The 12,907-nt window shown below is 67.9% G+C and carries 19 protein-coding genes and 1 pseudogene; 8 read left to right on the plus strand and 12 right to left on the minus strand.

Going from position 1 to position 12,907, the window contains the following annotated elements:
* On the minus strand, positions 1–190 hold a 190-nt coding region (locus tag ACE3TU_RS11935), incomplete at its 3' end, for a hypothetical protein (protein WP_374624438.1).
* On the opposite strand from ACE3TU_RS11935, the gene pyrF reads away from it, so the two are divergent.
* The 3 genes from pyrF to ACE3TU_RS11950 all read left to right on the plus strand — a co-directional run bounded on the left by pyrF (position 174) and on the right by ACE3TU_RS11950 (position 2,379).
* Positions 174–875, plus strand: coding sequence for an orotidine-5'-phosphate decarboxylase (gene pyrF, locus ACE3TU_RS11940; protein ID WP_374624440.1), 702 nt, complete (start codon positions 174–176; stop codon positions 873–875). The genes ACE3TU_RS11935 and pyrF overlap by 17 nt on opposite strands.
* Before the next feature lie 66 nt (positions 876–941).
* Positions 942–1,754 (plus strand): 4-hydroxy-tetrahydrodipicolinate reductase, encoded by an 813-nt coding sequence (dapB, locus tag ACE3TU_RS11945; protein WP_374624442.1) that lies wholly within the window; start codon positions 942–944, stop codon positions 1,752–1,754.
* A gap of 10 nt (positions 1,755–1,764) precedes the next feature.
* The gene (locus tag ACE3TU_RS11950) at positions 1,765–2,379 is read left to right on the plus strand and encodes a 2,3-bisphosphoglycerate-dependent phosphoglycerate mutase (RefSeq protein WP_374624444.1); all 615 of its coding nucleotides are present in this window, start codon (positions 1,765–1,767) and stop codon (positions 2,377–2,379) included.
* Between the two features lie 88 nt (positions 2,380–2,467).
* On the opposite strand, the gene ACE3TU_RS11955 is transcribed toward ACE3TU_RS11950, so the two are convergent.
* Positions 2,468–3,331: a methylated-DNA--[protein]-cysteine S-methyltransferase gene (locus ACE3TU_RS11955; protein WP_374624446.1), complete on the minus strand. Its 864-nt coding sequence runs from the start codon at positions 3,329–3,331 to the stop codon at positions 2,468–2,470.
* Positions 3,332–3,400: 69 nt separating this feature from the next.
* Positions 3,401–3,880 carry a DUF2244 domain-containing protein gene (locus ACE3TU_RS11960; protein WP_374624448.1) on the minus strand — a complete coding sequence of 160 codons (480 nt, stop codon included), beginning with the start codon at positions 3,878–3,880 and terminating at the stop codon, positions 3,401–3,403.
* A gap of 63 nt (positions 3,881–3,943) precedes the next feature.
* Here ACE3TU_RS11960 and nth point away from each other — a divergent pair, with 63 nt between their 5' ends.
* A complete protein-coding gene (nth, locus tag ACE3TU_RS11965) occupies positions 3,944–4,591 on the plus strand; it encodes an endonuclease III (RefSeq protein ID WP_374624450.1) in 648 nt (215 codons plus the stop codon).
* Positions 4,592–4,673: 82 nt separating this feature from the next.
* Positions 4,674–5,678, plus strand: coding sequence for an adenosine kinase (locus tag ACE3TU_RS11970; protein ID WP_374624452.1), 1,005 nt, complete (start codon positions 4,674–4,676; stop codon positions 5,676–5,678).
* A 54-nt stretch (positions 5,679–5,732) separates the two neighbouring features.
* Here the strand turns inward: ACE3TU_RS11970 and coaA are convergent, their stop codons facing one another.
* The 8 genes from coaA to ACE3TU_RS12010 all read right to left on the minus strand — a co-directional run bounded on the left by coaA (position 5,733) and on the right by ACE3TU_RS12010 (position 10,405).
* Positions 5,733–6,677 carry a type I pantothenate kinase gene (coaA, locus tag ACE3TU_RS11975; protein ID WP_374624454.1) on the minus strand — a complete coding sequence of 315 codons (945 nt, stop codon included), beginning with the start codon at positions 6,675–6,677 and terminating at the stop codon, positions 5,733–5,735.
* Positions 6,677–7,003, minus strand: coding sequence for a phosphoribosyl-ATP diphosphatase (locus tag ACE3TU_RS11980; RefSeq protein ID WP_374624456.1), 327 nt, complete (start codon positions 7,001–7,003; stop codon positions 6,677–6,679). The genes coaA and ACE3TU_RS11980 overlap by 1 nt, the downstream gene beginning before the upstream one ends.
* Positions 7,000–7,809 carry an imidazole glycerol phosphate synthase subunit HisF gene (gene hisF, locus ACE3TU_RS11985; RefSeq protein WP_374624458.1) on the minus strand — a complete coding sequence of 270 codons (810 nt, stop codon included), beginning with the start codon at positions 7,807–7,809 and terminating at the stop codon, positions 7,000–7,002. Before hisF ends, ACE3TU_RS11980 begins: the two co-directional genes overlap by 4 nt.
* 103 nt (positions 7,810–7,912) lie before the next feature.
* Positions 7,913–8,137, minus strand: coding sequence for a hypothetical protein (locus tag ACE3TU_RS11990; RefSeq protein WP_374624460.1), 225 nt, complete (start codon positions 8,135–8,137; stop codon positions 7,913–7,915).
* Complete coding sequence (locus tag ACE3TU_RS11995; protein WP_374624462.1) at positions 8,130–8,450, minus strand: hypothetical protein; 321 nt, start codon at positions 8,448–8,450, stop codon at positions 8,130–8,132. Before ACE3TU_RS11995 ends, ACE3TU_RS11990 begins: the two co-directional genes overlap by 8 nt.
* Positions 8,447–9,184, minus strand: a complete 738-nt coding sequence (hisA, locus tag ACE3TU_RS12000; protein WP_374624464.1) for a 1-(5-phosphoribosyl)-5-[(5-phosphoribosylamino)methylideneamino]imidazole-4-carboxamide isomerase — start codon at positions 9,182–9,184, stop codon at positions 8,447–8,449. The genes ACE3TU_RS11995 and hisA overlap by 4 nt, the downstream gene beginning before the upstream one ends.
* Before the next feature lie 229 nt (positions 9,185–9,413).
* Positions 9,414–10,064 carry an imidazole glycerol phosphate synthase subunit HisH gene (gene hisH, locus ACE3TU_RS12005; RefSeq protein ID WP_374624466.1) on the minus strand — a complete coding sequence of 217 codons (651 nt, stop codon included), beginning with the start codon at positions 10,062–10,064 and terminating at the stop codon, positions 9,414–9,416.
* Positions 10,061–10,405, minus strand: coding sequence for a DUF2628 domain-containing protein (locus ACE3TU_RS12010; protein ID WP_374624468.1), 345 nt, complete (start codon positions 10,403–10,405; stop codon positions 10,061–10,063). Before ACE3TU_RS12010 ends, hisH begins: the two co-directional genes overlap by 4 nt.
* A gap of 129 nt (positions 10,406–10,534) precedes the next feature.
* Here ACE3TU_RS12010 and ACE3TU_RS12015 point away from each other — a divergent pair, with 129 nt between their 5' ends.
* Positions 10,535–10,690 carry a hypothetical protein gene (locus tag ACE3TU_RS12015; RefSeq protein ID WP_374624470.1) on the plus strand — a complete coding sequence of 52 codons (156 nt, stop codon included), beginning with the start codon at positions 10,535–10,537 and terminating at the stop codon, positions 10,688–10,690.
* A gap of 66 nt (positions 10,691–10,756) precedes the next feature.
* On the opposite strand, the gene hisB is transcribed toward ACE3TU_RS12015, so the two are convergent.
* The gene (gene hisB, locus ACE3TU_RS12020) at positions 10,757–11,344 is read right to left on the minus strand and encodes an imidazoleglycerol-phosphate dehydratase HisB (protein WP_374624472.1); all 588 of its coding nucleotides are present in this window, start codon (positions 11,342–11,344) and stop codon (positions 10,757–10,759) included.
* Between the two features lie 766 nt (positions 11,345–12,110).
* On the opposite strand from hisB, the gene hslV reads away from it, so the two are divergent.
* Positions 12,111–12,674, plus strand: a complete 564-nt coding sequence (hslV, locus tag ACE3TU_RS12025) for an ATP-dependent protease subunit HslV (RefSeq protein WP_374624473.1) — start codon at positions 12,111–12,113, stop codon at positions 12,672–12,674.
* Positions 12,671–12,907 (plus strand): annotated as a pseudogene (locus ACE3TU_RS12030) (GNAT family N-acetyltransferase); the annotation flags it as partial. The gene hslV and the pseudogene ACE3TU_RS12030, both read left to right, overlap by 4 nt.

Below are 12,907 nucleotides of genomic sequence, written 5' to 3' on the forward strand. Positions count from 1 at the left end.
GCGCCCGCTCGAGCCGCACCCAGGCGACGAGCGCCGACAGGGCCTGCTGCTGCATCGACAACTCCGAATCGCGCCGTGTTCCTATGCTGCCATAGCATGTCGGCAGATGGCGGAAAGCGCTTGCCGGTTTCGGCTGGCCGTGCGACGCACGCCGAAATGCGGGAGCCCCACAGATGACCGGAACACTCATCGTCGCCCTCGATCTCGACAGCCGCCAGGAGGCGGAAAAGCTGATCGAGCGGCTCGGCGACAGTGTCGACTTCTACAAGATCGGCTACCAGCTGTTCTATGGCGGCGACGGGCTGGCCATCGGCAGGGCGCTGATCGCGGCGGGCAAGCGGGTGTTCTTCGATCTCAAGCTGCTCGATATCGACAACACTGTCGAAAAGGGCGTCGCGGCGATTGCGCGGACCGGGGCGAGCCTGTTGACCGTGCACGCCTACCCCCAGTGCATGCGGGCCGCCGTCGCGGGCGCCGCGGGCAGTTCCCTGCAGATCCTCGGCGTTTCGGTGCTGACCTCGATGAATGACGCCGATGTCGCCGAAGCCGGATTCGCCCGCGACACGGCGGGACTGGTGGCGCTGCGCGCCGGCCAGGCCAGGGCCGCCGGGATCGGCGGGCTGGTCTGCTCGCCGCTCGAGGCCGAGATGGTCCGCAGTATCGCCGGTCCGCACATGGCGATCGTCACTCCGGGTATCCGCCCGGCCGGCGCCGCACATGGCGACCAGAAGCGGGTCATGGGGCCGGCAGCGGCACTGGCCGCGGGCGCGACTCACCTCGTCGTCGGCCGTCCGATCACCGCAGCCGCCGATCCGACCGAAGCGGCGCGCGCCATCCTTGCCGAGATGGCGGGCGGCGGCAGGCGACTCGTCTAGCTGGGGGGCTTTCGCGCGCGGCGCTGCTTGCGCTATAGGCGGGGCGACACGCCCGGGGGATGATGCATGGCCGACCTCAAGATCGCAATTGCCGGCGCCGGCGGCCGGATGGGCGCGGCCAACATACGGGCGGTCACCGAGACCGCGGGGCTTGTCGTGGTCGCCGCCTTCGAGCGCGAGGGCTCTCCCGCCATCGGCCGTGATGCCGGCGAGATCGCGGGCCTGTCGCAGCTTGGCGTCTCGATCACCGCCGATATCGACGCCGCGCTCGACGCGGCCGAAGCGGTGATCGATTTCACCGCACCGGCCGCCTCGGTGGCGCTGGCCCGCAGGGCCGCCGCGCGCGGACTGGTGCACGTCATCGGCACCACCGGCTGCTCGGCCGGGGACGACGCGGCAATCGCCGCCGCAGCCGCGGCCGGGGCGCGGATCGTCAAGTCGGGCAATTTCTCGCTCGGCATCAACACGCTGGTCGGACTGGTGCGCCAGGCCGCAGCGGCGCTGCCGGGCTTCGACGTCGAAATCCTCGAGATGCACCACAACCGCAAGGTCGATGCCCCATCGGGCACGGCGCTGATGCTGGGGGCGGCCGCCGCACAGGGCCGCGGCATCGATCTTGCGAGCCATTCTGTGCGCAGCCGCGATGGCCATACCGGCCCCCGCGTCGCCGGCACCATCGGGTTTGCGACGCTGCGGGGCGGAAACGTCATCGGCGAGCACAGCGTCATCCTTGCCGGCCCCTCGGAGCGCATCGCGCTCACTCACATTGCCGACAACCGCGCCCTGTTCGCCGAGGGCGCGGTGCGTGCCGCCCAGTGGGCGGCCGCACAGCCGGCAGGACTGTACTCGATGGCCGATGTGCTCGGCTTCAACAGCTGAAGGATTGCCAATGACCGGAACGCTGATCCTCGTCCGCCACGGCGAGAGCGAGTGGAACCTCAAGAACCTGTTCACCGGCTGGCGCAATCCGGACCTTACCGAGAAAGGCATCGGGGAGGCCCGCGCGACCGGCCGGCGGCTCAAGGCGGCCGGGTACGCGCCCGACGTCTACTTCACCTCGGCGCTGAAGCGCGCCCAGCACACGCTCGACCTGATCCTCGAGGAACTCGGCGTCACCGAGGTGACGATCACCCGCTCGAAGCTCCTCAACGAGCGCGACTATGGCGATCTCTCCGGCCTCAACAAGGACGACGCACGCCTGAAATGGGGGGAGGAGCAGGTGCTGATCTGGCGCCGTTCGTTCGACGTGCCGCCGCCCGGCGGCGAGAGCCTCAAGGACACGGCGGCCCGCACCCTGCCCTATTACGAGGGCCGGATCGTGCCTCAACTCAAGGCCGGCAAGACCGTGCTGGTGGCGGCGCACGGCAACTCGCTGCGCTCGATCGTGATGGCCATCGAAGGCCTGACACCCGAGCAGATCCTCAAGCGCGAACTGGCCACCGGCGAACCGGTGATCTACCGCATCGGGACCAATGGACAACTTGTGGAGAGGGTGGCGATCTAGTCCGGACCCGTTCGGCTCGCCGCGAGGCGAACGATCACCGGAGGTCGGCCCAGCCCTGGCCGACCCGCCCGGCTCCATGTCACCGGCCTCAAGCCCCCGCCACCCCGCATTCCCAGCCGAGGATCGCGCGCTTGCGCGGCAGGCCCCAGTGGTAGCCGGTGAGGGCGCCGGTCGAGCCCACGACGCGGTGGCAGGGAACAACGAAGCTGATCGGGTTCTTGCCCACGGCTGCGCCGACGGCGCGGGCGGCAGTGGGGCGGCCGATGTGGCTGGCCACGTTCTGGTATGTCGTCGCCCTGCCCACCGGGATGCGCAGCAAGGTCTCCCAGACCCTCACCTCGAAATCGGTGCCGATCAGCACCACGCGCACCGGCTCGTCCGGGTTCCAGCGGCGCGGATCGAAGACGCGGGCGGCGACCGGGGCGATGGCGGCGTCGTCGCGGCGGTAGCGGGCATTGGGCCAGCGATTGGCCAGATCCTCGAAGGCCGCCGCGACGCTGGTCGTCGCGTCGGCGAAGCCGATGCCCGACAATCCATACTCGGTCACTGTCAGCACGGCGGTGCCGAAGGGAGAGGGCGCCGCCCCCCAGGCCATCTCGAGGCCGTCGCCGCGTGCCCGCCAGGCGCCGGGTGGCATGGCTTCGTGCGTCACGAACAGATCGTGCAACCGCGAGGTCGACGAGAGGCCGACCTCGTAGGTGGTGTCGAGCACGCTCCGCTGCTCAGCCAGCAGGCGCTTGGCATGATCGAGCGCCACGGCCTGGGCAAAGCTCTTCGGGCTCAGCCCGCACCAGCGCCGGAAGAGGTCGGTCAATTGCCGCTCGGTCAGGCCCAGGGCCCTGGCGAAGCGCTCGAGGTCGATCTCGTCGGGCAGCGTCTCGCTCAGATAGGCGATGGCAGCCTGCACGGTCTCGTAGTCGGAATTGGCGATGATCTGGTCGTGTCTGCTCATGGGTCCGACACTAGGGGGGTGCGGCCGCCGAATCGACCCGGATTTGACGCGGGAGCGGCGCTGCCGGCCCTACTGCCGCGCGCGCTTCAGCGCCGTGCCGAACGCCTTGGCGAAGCTCGACTTCTCGTCGGCGTTGAGGAACGCACCGAGCACCAGGTCGCGATCGCGGGTCCTCAGGTGCAGCCCGGTCGTGCGTTCGTTGAAATCACGATCGACCACCAGCTTGACGCCATGGGGATCGAAACGGGTCAGCGTCTCCTTGCCGGCGCCGTCGACCTGTTTCAGTTCCAGCTGATCCGGCCATAGCGTCACCTGCTCGTAACGCTTGCCATCCTTGAAGGAGAGCAGGAAGGCCCAGCAGGCAAGTCCGACCACCAGTCCGACGAAGCCGACGATCGGCCAGGCTCCGCTCGAGGCGTAGATCGCCACCGGAACGGCGGAACCGAGCACCAGCATCGCCAGGACGAGCCGCAAGCCGCGGCGTCCCAGTGAGCGCTGCGGGGTCAGCCGCGCCGCAAAGAGCGGTCTTGCTTGCGTTTGCGTCGTCATCTTGCGCATCAGTATAGGCTCAGAATCGGGATGACGGAAATGCCGCAGCGAAAATTGAAGACAATGTCGAAACCAGATGTCGAGGCCATTTTCGGCGCTTTTGCGGCGGCCGACCCCGACCCGAAGGGAGAACTCGACCATTCCAACCCGTTCACCTTGCTGGTGGCGGTCGTGCTCTCGGCGCAGGCCACCGATGCCGGGGTCAACAAGGCGACGCCGGCGCTCTTCGCCCTCGCCGACACGCCGGAAAAGATGGTGGCGCTCGGGCCGGCGGCGATCGAGGACAAGATCAAGACCATCGGGTTGTTCCGCAACAAGGCCAAGAATGTCCACGCGCTGAGCCAGGCGTTGGTCGAGCGCTTCAATTCCGAGGTGCCGCGGACGCGCGAAGCCCTCGAGAGCCTGCCGGGGGTCGGCCGCAAGACGGCCAATGTCGTGCTCAACATCGCCTTCCGGCAACCAACCATCGCGGTCGACACGCACCTGTTCCGCGTCGCCAATCGCACCGGGCTGGCACCGGGAGCCACGCCGCTGGCGGTCGAGCAGGGGCTGCTGAAGATCGTACCGGGGCCTTTCCTGCTGCATGCGCACCACTGGCTGATCCTGCACGGGCGCTACGTCTGCAAGGCGCGAAAGCCGGAGTGCTGGCGCTGCCCGATCCGCGACTGGTGCCGCTTCGAGCCGAAAACCCCTGCTCCGAAGGCCGCCTGAGCGCCCCCGGCGTTGCGAAACCGCCCGATCTCGGCTATTGCGGCCCGGCCTTTTTCAACCGCTCGCATTCCAAGGACTGCCGATGGCCGAGACCCGGTTCGACGTTCTCACCATCGGCAATGCCATCGTCGACGTGATCGCCCCGATCGAGGACGGGTTCCTCGAGCGCGAGGGCCTCGTCGAGGGCATCATGCACCTCGTCGATGCCGAGCGCAGCGCCTATCTCTACGAGCGCATGCCGGCGCACAAGCAGCAGATCTCGGGCGGCAGCTCGGGCAACACGGCAGCGGGGGTGGCCTCGCTCGGGGGCCGAGCGAGCTTCATCGGCAAGGTGGCCGACGACGACCTGGGGGACGTGTTCGCCGCCGACCTCGACCGCATCGGAGTGCACTACGGCGTGTCGCGGCTCAAGGAGGGCCCGGCCACGGCGCGCTCGATGATCCTGCTGTCGCCCGATGGCGAGCGCACCATGAACACCTACCTGGGCGCCTGTCACCAGCTGACCCCCGCCGACATCAAGGAAGACGAGATCGGGGCGGCGACGGTGACCTACATGGAGGGGTTCCTGTGGGATCCGGTCGAGGCCAAGAAAGCCTTCGTCACCGCGGCGCACTACGCCCACAAGCACGAGCGCGCCACTGCCTTCACCCTGTCGGACCCGTTCTGCGTCAATCGCTACCGCGAGGAGTTCCTCGACCTCATCCGCTCGCGGACGATCGACATCGTGTTCGGCAATATCGAGGAGCTGAAGTCGCTGTACCAGACCTCGAGCTTCCACGACGCGGTGCAGGGGATCGCCAGGGACGCCGAGCTTGCGGCGATCACCATGGGGGCCGACGGCGCGATGGTGGTGGCGGATGGCGAGGTGATCACGGTGCCGGCCTATCCGGTGCCCAACGTCGTCGATGTCACCGGCGCCGGCGACCTGTTCGCCTCGGGCTTCCTGCTGGCCTACGCACGCGGCCGGGAGTTCCGCACCGCGCTGCAGGCTGGATGCCTCGCCGCCAGCGAAGTGATCAGCCATATCGGAGCGCGACCCGTCGCCGACCTCAGGGCGCTGGCCGCGCAAATCGGCGTGGCGATATAGGCAGTCGCCTTTCTGCTTCCTTCACCCGGGCGCCTTGCTCCGGGCGAACGATGCCTACACCTTGCGCAGATCCACGCGTTCGATCGCGTGGCTCGGTCCCTTGGTCAGCACCAGGTCCGCGCGACTGCGGGTCGGCTGGATGTTGTCGCGCAGGTTCGGCAGGTTGATCTCGGTCCAGGCCCAGAGTCCGAAGGCCTCGGCCTCCTCGGCGCTCATCTGGCTGAAGCGGTGGAAGAAGCTCTTGGGGTCGGCGAAGGCCGTCTCGCGCAGGCGCCGGAAGCGCTCCATGAACCAGGTGGTGAGGTCCGCCTCGTCGGCATCGATAAAGATGGAGAAATCGATGAAGTCGGAGGCGAACAGAATCGGCTTGCCGGACCTCGGCAGTTCACCCGGCTGCAGGATGTTGAGTCCCTCGACGATGAGGATCTCCGGCCGGTCGACGGTCAGATACTCGCCTTCGACCACGTCGTAGACGAGGTGGGAGTAGACCGGCACCCTCACCGCGGGCTTCCCCGACTTGATGTCGGAGAGGAAGCGGATGAGGGCGGCGCGGTCGTAGCTTTCGGGAAAGCCCTTGCGGTCGGCGAGCTTGAGCTCGTCCAGCACCCGGTTCGAGAAGAGGAACCCGTCGGTGGTGACGAGGTCGACCTTGGGCGAACTCGGCCAGCGCTGCAGCAAGGCCCTGAGGATGCGCGAGGTGGTCGACTTGCCCACCGCCACCGAACCGGCGACACCGATGATGTAGGGCACGTGTCGGCCATCGGCGCCGAGAAAGCGGGTGGAAGCGCGGTGCAGCTCCTGCGTCGCCTCGACATAGAGCGAGATCAGGCGGGAGAGCGGCAGGTAGATCTCCTCGGCTTCGGTCAACGAGATCGGGTCGTTCAGGGCCCTGAGGCGCCGGATGTCGGCGGCTTCGAGCGTCATCGGCTCGTCGGCGCGGAAGCGGCTCCACTCGGCCTTGCTGAAGTGATGGTAGGGCTCGAGCTTGCTGGCAGGCATCAGGGGGTTCCCTTGCCGCGCGAGGCCTTCTCGGCGAGGCCCGACTGCGCCGTGCGCCGCTCGAGCTGCGCCATGACATCGGCGAGGGGCACGCCGGCCGCGCGCAGCAGCACCAAGAGGTGATAGAGCACGTCGGAGGCCTCGCCCTCGGTGCCCTTTCTGTCCCTGGTCACCGACGCGATGATGATCTCGGACGCCTCTTCGCCGAACTTCTTGGCGCAGCGCTCAACCCCCTCGGAGAGGAGCTTTGCCGTATAGCTCTCGGCCGGATCGGCCCCGGCCCGCAGCCGGATGCGCTCGTCAAGCGCCTCGAGGGTGAAACTCATCGCATTGCCTCCGGGCTCAGGTCGTGGCGCATGGGGATGCCGTGGCGCTCCATGTACTGCTTGGCTTCGGCGATGGTGTAGGTGCCGAAGTGAAAGATCGAGGCCGCCAGCACGGCCGAAGCGTGGCCCTCGGTAACGCCGGCGACGAGGTCGTCGAGCGTGCCGACGCCGCCCGAGGCGATCACCGGCACATGCACGGCATCGGCTATCGCACGGGTCAGGCTGAGGTCGAAGCCCGACTTTGTGCCATCCCGGTCCATCGAGGTGACCAGCAGTTCCCCGGCGCCGCGCTCGACCATGCGCACGGCGAACTCGACGGCATCGAGCCCGGTCGGGTTGCGCCCGCCATGGGTGTAGATCTCCCACTCATCGATGTTGTGCCGGCCGGGGGCACGGGTCTGGCGGCGGCGGGCATCGACCGACACGACGATGCATTGATCGCCGAACTTGTCGGCGGCGCGCGCCACGAAATCGGGATCGTTCACCGCGGCGGTGTTGATCGAGACCTTGTCGGCTCCGGCGAGGAGGAGTTTGCGGATATCCTCGATCCTGCGCACCCCGCCGCCCACCGTCACCGGCATGAAGCAGTGCTCGGCGGTACGTGCAACGACATCGAAGATCGTCTCGCGGTTCTCGTGGCTGGCGGTGATGTCGAGGAAGGTGAGTTCGTCGGCGCCGGCGGCGTCGTAGGCCATCGCGGCCTCGACCGGGTCGCCGGCATCGATCAGGTCGACGAACTGCACGCCCTTGACGACGCGGCCGTCCTTGACGTCGAGACAGGGGATGATGCGGGTCTTGAGGGTCACCGGACGGCCGCCTTTCCGATTTGCGCGTCCTCGCGGCTCCGCCGCTGCGGGCGTTGCCCGTCGTCCTTGACGTCGAGACAGGGGATGATGCGGGTCTTGAGAGTCATTGGCGCGGGTCCGGTGGCGGCTTTCTGAGCTTGCCGGCAACGGCGAAGCCGAGGCTGAAAAACCAGAAGAACAAGGCAAAGAGCCCGATCAGGCCGATGATGGGCGACAGGATGCCGGAAAAGCCCATGTAGACCACGGCAACGATCGGCAGGATGGCGAACGCGTACCACCAGAGGTTGATGCGCTTGACCAGGATGGGGCGGTTCCTGAGCTCAGCCATGGCCGGCTCCTTCCTCGCGGAAGCGGCCGCCGTGAAGCACCAGTACCCCGAGCCAGACGACGGTGCCGAGAATGGCCGCCGGCCAGGTGACCAGCACGTACCAGAGCGCCCCCAGCCCGGTCTGCAACTCCGCGGTGCGGTCGACGCCGTTGTCGAGGCAGGGTGCGACGATGCCGTCGGTGATGGTGCAGCCGAGCCGTTCCGCGGTCTGCCCGGTCATCACGCTGAGCGCGATCGGCGCCATGGCGAGAGCGAAGAGCAGCGCCAGCACCAGCCAGTAAGGGCCCATCGGGAAGCGCCGCCGGCCGGTCACGCCGACCTCGCCTGCTCAAGCAGCGCCAGTGCTTCACGTGAATCAATGCGCCCGTCATAGAGCGCCCGTCCGGAGATGGCGCCCTCGAGCACCGCGTATTCTGGCCGCGCCAGGGTGCGGATGTCGTCCATCGAGGCGAGTCCGCCCGACGCGATCACCGGGATCGACACCGCCTTGGCCAGCTCCAGCGTCGCCGGCCAGTTGATGCCGGCGAGCACCCCGTCGCGGTCGATGTCGGTATAGATGATCGCCGCCACCCCGGCGCCCTCGAAACGCCGCGCCAGGTCGATCACCGAGAGCTCGGAGGTCTCCGCCCAGCCCTCGACCGCCACCTTGCCGCCCTTGGCGTCGATCCCCACCGCGACGCGGCCGGGAAACAGCCGCGCTGCCTCTTTCACCAGCGCCGGATCGCGCACCGCGACCGTGCCGAGGATGACGCGGCTCAGGCCCTTCGCCAGCCAGCTCTCGATATGGGCGATGCTGCGAATGCCGCCCCCGAGCTGCACCGGGAACGTCACCGCCTCGAGGATCGCCTCGACCGCCGCTCCGTTGACGCTCTCCCCGGCAAAGGCGCCGTTGAGATCGACGACATGCAGATACTCGAACCCCTGCCGCTCGAAGCTGAGCGCCTGCGCCGCCGGATCGTCGTTGAACACCGTCGCCTGCGCCATGTCGCCGAGCTTCAGCCGCACGCACTGGCCATCCTTGAGGTCGATGGCGGGAAACAGGATCATCGCGAGGCTCCGACGTGCATCGAGCGTGGGGCACACCCCACCCCATCCCTCCCCGTCAAAGGGAGGGTGCGCGCCAGAGCGACAGGCACGATCCAGCCAAGAACACGGAACGGCACCTCCCCCCTTGCGGGGGAGGCTGGGTGGGGGGGTGCAGCGGGTACCAACCTCACGGCCGGCACCTCCCCCCTCGCGGGGGAGGCTGGGAGGGGGGAAGCCACAATCCCGGAACTCACGGCGTCCACCTCAGAAAATTGCCGATCAGCGTCAGGCCCAGCGTCTGGCTCTTTTCCGGATGGAACTGGGTGCCCACCATGTTGTCGCGACCGACGATGGCGGTCACCGGCTGACCGTAGTCGGCGGTGGCAAGCAATGTCTCGGGATGCGCGACGCTGAGGTGATAGGAATGCACGAAGTAGGCGTGCAGGCCGTCCGGACCATCCGGGATGCCGGCGAGCACCGGGTGACGCTGCAGCACGGTCAGCGTGTTCCAGCCCATGTGCGGCACCTTCAGCCCGCCCTCGGGCTCGATCCGTACCACGGCGCCCGGAATCCAGCCGAGCCCCATGGTGATGGATTTCTCGCGGCCTTCCGACGCCATCAGTTGCATGCCCACGCAGATGCCGAGAAACGGCACACCGCCGCGGATCACCCGCTCGTGCAGCACCTCGACCATGCCGGCGACGGCATCGAGCCCGGCCCGGCAATCGGCGAAGGCGCCGACACCCGGCAGCACGATGCGGTCGGCGCGTCGCACGACCTCGACATCGTCGGTGACCAGCACGGTATCGCCGGTGCCGGACTCCCGCGCGGCGCGCTCGAAGGCCTTGGCGGCCGAGCGCAGGTTGCCCGACCCGTAGTCGATGATGGCGACGGTGCTCATCGACGCTGCAGCCAGGCGAGTGCGGCCAGATCCTCGTCCGGCGCGAGGATCTCGGTGCGATAGCGGAAACCGAGCCGCCCGAGTCGCCGTCGCCGCAGGGTCGGGGCCTCGAGGCCGATCAGCACGGCCAGCGCGGCGTAGATCCAGAACGCCGCGTCGGCCCCAGCCAGCGCGGAAAGCCCGGTCAGGGCAACGAGCAGCAGCACCCAGGCGACGAGCAACAGCCAGAGCCCGTGCAGCAGTGCGTAGACGGGGGGCAGCAGCGCGGCAAGCAGCGAGAACCGGTCCGCGACGGCGACCGGCGCGGCATCGGGGCGGTCATAGACGGAATGCAGGGTCACGGGCTATCCTTCACGGGCGAGGACCGGCAGGCTCGGGGTTCGCTCTAGAGCAAAAGCCGTCCGGTTGGAAGATCGGGGACCATGCGCGCGGGAGGCGCGCGCGATCCCTATCAACGAGGAGGACGACCAATGACGCACGATTCCCACGATTCGCATGGCCATGGCGCGCTGGCATCGCATCCGAGCGCCCAGGGGACCTTCATCGGCGGCCTGGCGCTCGGCCTGATCGCGCTGATTGCGGTGTTCAGCCTGCTGGTGCTGATCTCGGCCGGCATGGGCCGGTGAGGCCCCTGCCCGCCCGCCCGGCAGAGTGACGGCCCTGGCGCGGCACCGGAGAGCCGGCAACCTTCGCTAGAGCAGGCCCTTGGTCGAGGGGATGCGGTCGGCAGCGCGTGGGTCGATCTCGACCGCGTCGCGCAGGGCTCGCGCCAGCGCCTTGAAGGCGCTTTCGGCGACGTGATGGTTGTTGTCGCCATAGAAGGTCTCGACATGCAGCGTGATGCCGGCGTTCATGGCGAAGGCCTGGAACCACTCGCGGAACAGCTCGGTATCCATCTCGCCGACCTTGTCGCGGGTGAACTCGACCTTCCAGACGAGGAAGGGCCGGCCCGAGACGTCGAGCGCCACGCGGGTGAGGGTACCGTCCATCGGAAGATCGGAGCTGGCGTAGCGGCGGATGCCCTTCTTGTCGCCCAGCGCCTTCTTCACTGCCTCGCCCAGCGCTATGCCGACATCTTCCGCCGTGTGGTGGAAATCGATGTGCAGGTCGCCCTTGGCGCGCACGGTGATGTCGATCAGCGAGTGCCTTGCCAGCTGGTCGAGCATGTGGTCGAGAAAGCCGATGCCGGTCTCGATGTCATGCCGGCCGGTGCCATCGAGGTTCACCGACACGGCGATGTCGGTTTCGTTGGTCTTGCGGGCGATTTCGGCGGTGCGCATGGCGGGTCCTGTCATTGGCGCGGGCTCACTAGCATCTAGCGGCAGAGCAATGAAGATGCCGTAAGCGGCGGCGTTGCACTCACCCCACCCACCGGGCATGCGGAAAGCACCGGGTCCCGGCCTCCGCCGGGATGACGCCCGGTGTGCTGCACCATCGAAGACCAGATCTATCCCCGCTCTCCCATCCCCGTAGTATTCTCCCCTCGTCCGCTGCACCGAAGCGAGATCATGACGAGTGGTTGGTGCGGCGGAGGTTGGGTGGGTTGGCAGTCGTGCCGGCTCAGGCCCAAGTCGCAGCCGGTTGTGCCGTAGCCTGTCCGGCTGCGGTCGCGCCGAGGACAGCCCGCGGCCGGGGAGACCATCCCCCGGTCATCGACCAGCTCCCCCCACGGAGGAGAGGAACTGCCTGCTCGGAAACGTCCGGTGTGGCGACACTCCGTGGATCTGGCCCGGGGGGACAAGATTCCGGGTCGGCGGATGGCGCCGGGGAAATCTCCGGATCCGCTGCGAATCAAGCCCAAAACCCCGATCGGCCGGCGAGGCGTGAGCCTCATTTCATTGCGGACTACCCGCGTCGGGGCATACGCCTCGCCGGCCCCGCTTCATTCCCTCAAGGTGCGAGGGCATGGTTCTCTGAAAACTCCGAAGCTCATCGGGCTGTCGGACGCTTCCGCATGTCCCCACCTCCCCAAAGGTGCAGCCCGGTTTGCATTCCGACGCCACGCGCCTAAATAGGGACCAGAGAGTTCTGGAGTATCCTCCCCCTATGTCTCAGGACAACGACTTCCCCGGCTGGCACGGCACCACCATCGTCGCGGTCCGGAAGGGTAACAAGGTGGTGATTGCCGGCGACGGCCAGGTGTCGGTCGGCAACACGGTGATGAAGCACACCGCCAGGAAGGTTCGGCGGCTGGCCGGCGGCAAGGTGATCGGCGGCTTTGCCGGCGCCACCGCGGACGCCTTCACGCTGTTCGAGCGACTCGAGGCCAAGCTCGAGCAGTATCCCGACCAGCTGATGCGCGCCTCGGTGGAGCTCGCCAAGGACTGGCGCACCGACCGCTACCTCAGGCGACTCGAGGCCATGATGATTGTCGCGGATCACCGCGACACGCTGGTGATCACCGGCACGGGTGACGTGCTGACCCCCGACCACGCCACCATCGCCATCGGATCGGGCGGCAATTATGCCTATTCGGCGGCGCTGGCGCTCTCGGAGAACACTGAACTCGACGCCGAGGACATCGCCCGCCGGGCGATGAAGATCGCGGCCGAGATCTGCATCTACACCAACGAGAACGTGACGGTGGAAACCATCGAGACCGGCAAGTGAGCTTCACGGTCCGCCGCCTCGGTGACGCGGATATTGCGGCGTTTCGCGCGGTCAGGCTCGAGGGCCTTACGCTTGAACCTACCGCCTTCGCGTCGAGCCTCGCGGAGGACGCTGCGATCGCCGATGCCGAGTGGCAGGCCCGCCTCGCCCGCAACTCCACCTTCGGAGTCTTCGAAGGCGCCGAGCTGGTCGGAACGGCCACCTTCACGGTCGAGGCCGGTGCCAAGACCGCG

Origin of the sequence: Devosia sp., from assembly GCF_041917035.1 — a bacterium.
In the GTDB taxonomy this organism is placed as follows: domain Bacteria; phylum Pseudomonadota; class Alphaproteobacteria; order Rhizobiales; family Devosiaceae; genus Devosia_A.

Excerpts from the sequence above, each read along its gene's own strand:
- pyrF (WP_374624440.1), top strand. The coding sequence starts at position 174 with ATGACCGGAACACTCATCGTCGCCCTCGATCTCGACAGCCGCCAGGAG.
- dapB (WP_374624442.1), top strand. The coding sequence starts at position 942 with ATGGCCGACCTCAAGATCGCAATTGCCGGCGCCGGCGGCCGGATGGGC.
- ACE3TU_RS11950 (WP_374624444.1), top strand. The coding sequence starts at position 1,765 with ATGACCGGAACGCTGATCCTCGTCCGCCACGGCGAGAGCGAGTGGAAC.
- ACE3TU_RS11955 (WP_374624446.1), bottom strand. The coding sequence starts at position 3,331 with ATGAGCAGACACGACCAGATCATCGCCAATTCCGACTACGAGACCGTG.
- ACE3TU_RS11960 (WP_374624448.1), bottom strand. The coding sequence starts at position 3,880 with ATGACGACGCAAACGCAAGCAAGACCGCTCTTTGCGGCGCGGCTGACC.
- nth (WP_374624450.1), top strand. The coding sequence starts at position 3,944 with ATGTCGAAACCAGATGTCGAGGCCATTTTCGGCGCTTTTGCGGCGGCC.
- ACE3TU_RS11970 (WP_374624452.1), top strand. The coding sequence starts at position 4,674 with ATGGCCGAGACCCGGTTCGACGTTCTCACCATCGGCAATGCCATCGTC.
- coaA (WP_374624454.1), bottom strand. The coding sequence starts at position 6,677 with ATGCCTGCCAGCAAGCTCGAGCCCTACCATCACTTCAGCAAGGCCGAG.
- ACE3TU_RS11980 (WP_374624456.1), bottom strand. The coding sequence starts at position 7,003 with ATGAGTTTCACCCTCGAGGCGCTTGACGAGCGCATCCGGCTGCGGGCC.
- ACE3TU_RS11990 (WP_374624460.1), bottom strand. The coding sequence starts at position 8,137 with ATGGCTGAGCTCAGGAACCGCCCCATCCTGGTCAAGCGCATCAACCTC.
- hisA (WP_374624464.1), bottom strand. The coding sequence starts at position 9,184 with ATGATCCTGTTTCCCGCCATCGACCTCAAGGATGGCCAGTGCGTGCGG.
- hisH (WP_374624466.1), bottom strand. The coding sequence starts at position 10,064 with ATGAGCACCGTCGCCATCATCGACTACGGGTCGGGCAACCTGCGCTCG.
- ACE3TU_RS12015 (WP_374624470.1), top strand. The coding sequence starts at position 10,535 with ATGACGCACGATTCCCACGATTCGCATGGCCATGGCGCGCTGGCATCG.
- hisB (WP_374624472.1), bottom strand. The coding sequence starts at position 11,344 with ATGCGCACCGCCGAAATCGCCCGCAAGACCAACGAAACCGACATCGCC.
- hslV (WP_374624473.1), top strand. The coding sequence starts at position 12,111 with ATGTCTCAGGACAACGACTTCCCCGGCTGGCACGGCACCACCATCGTC.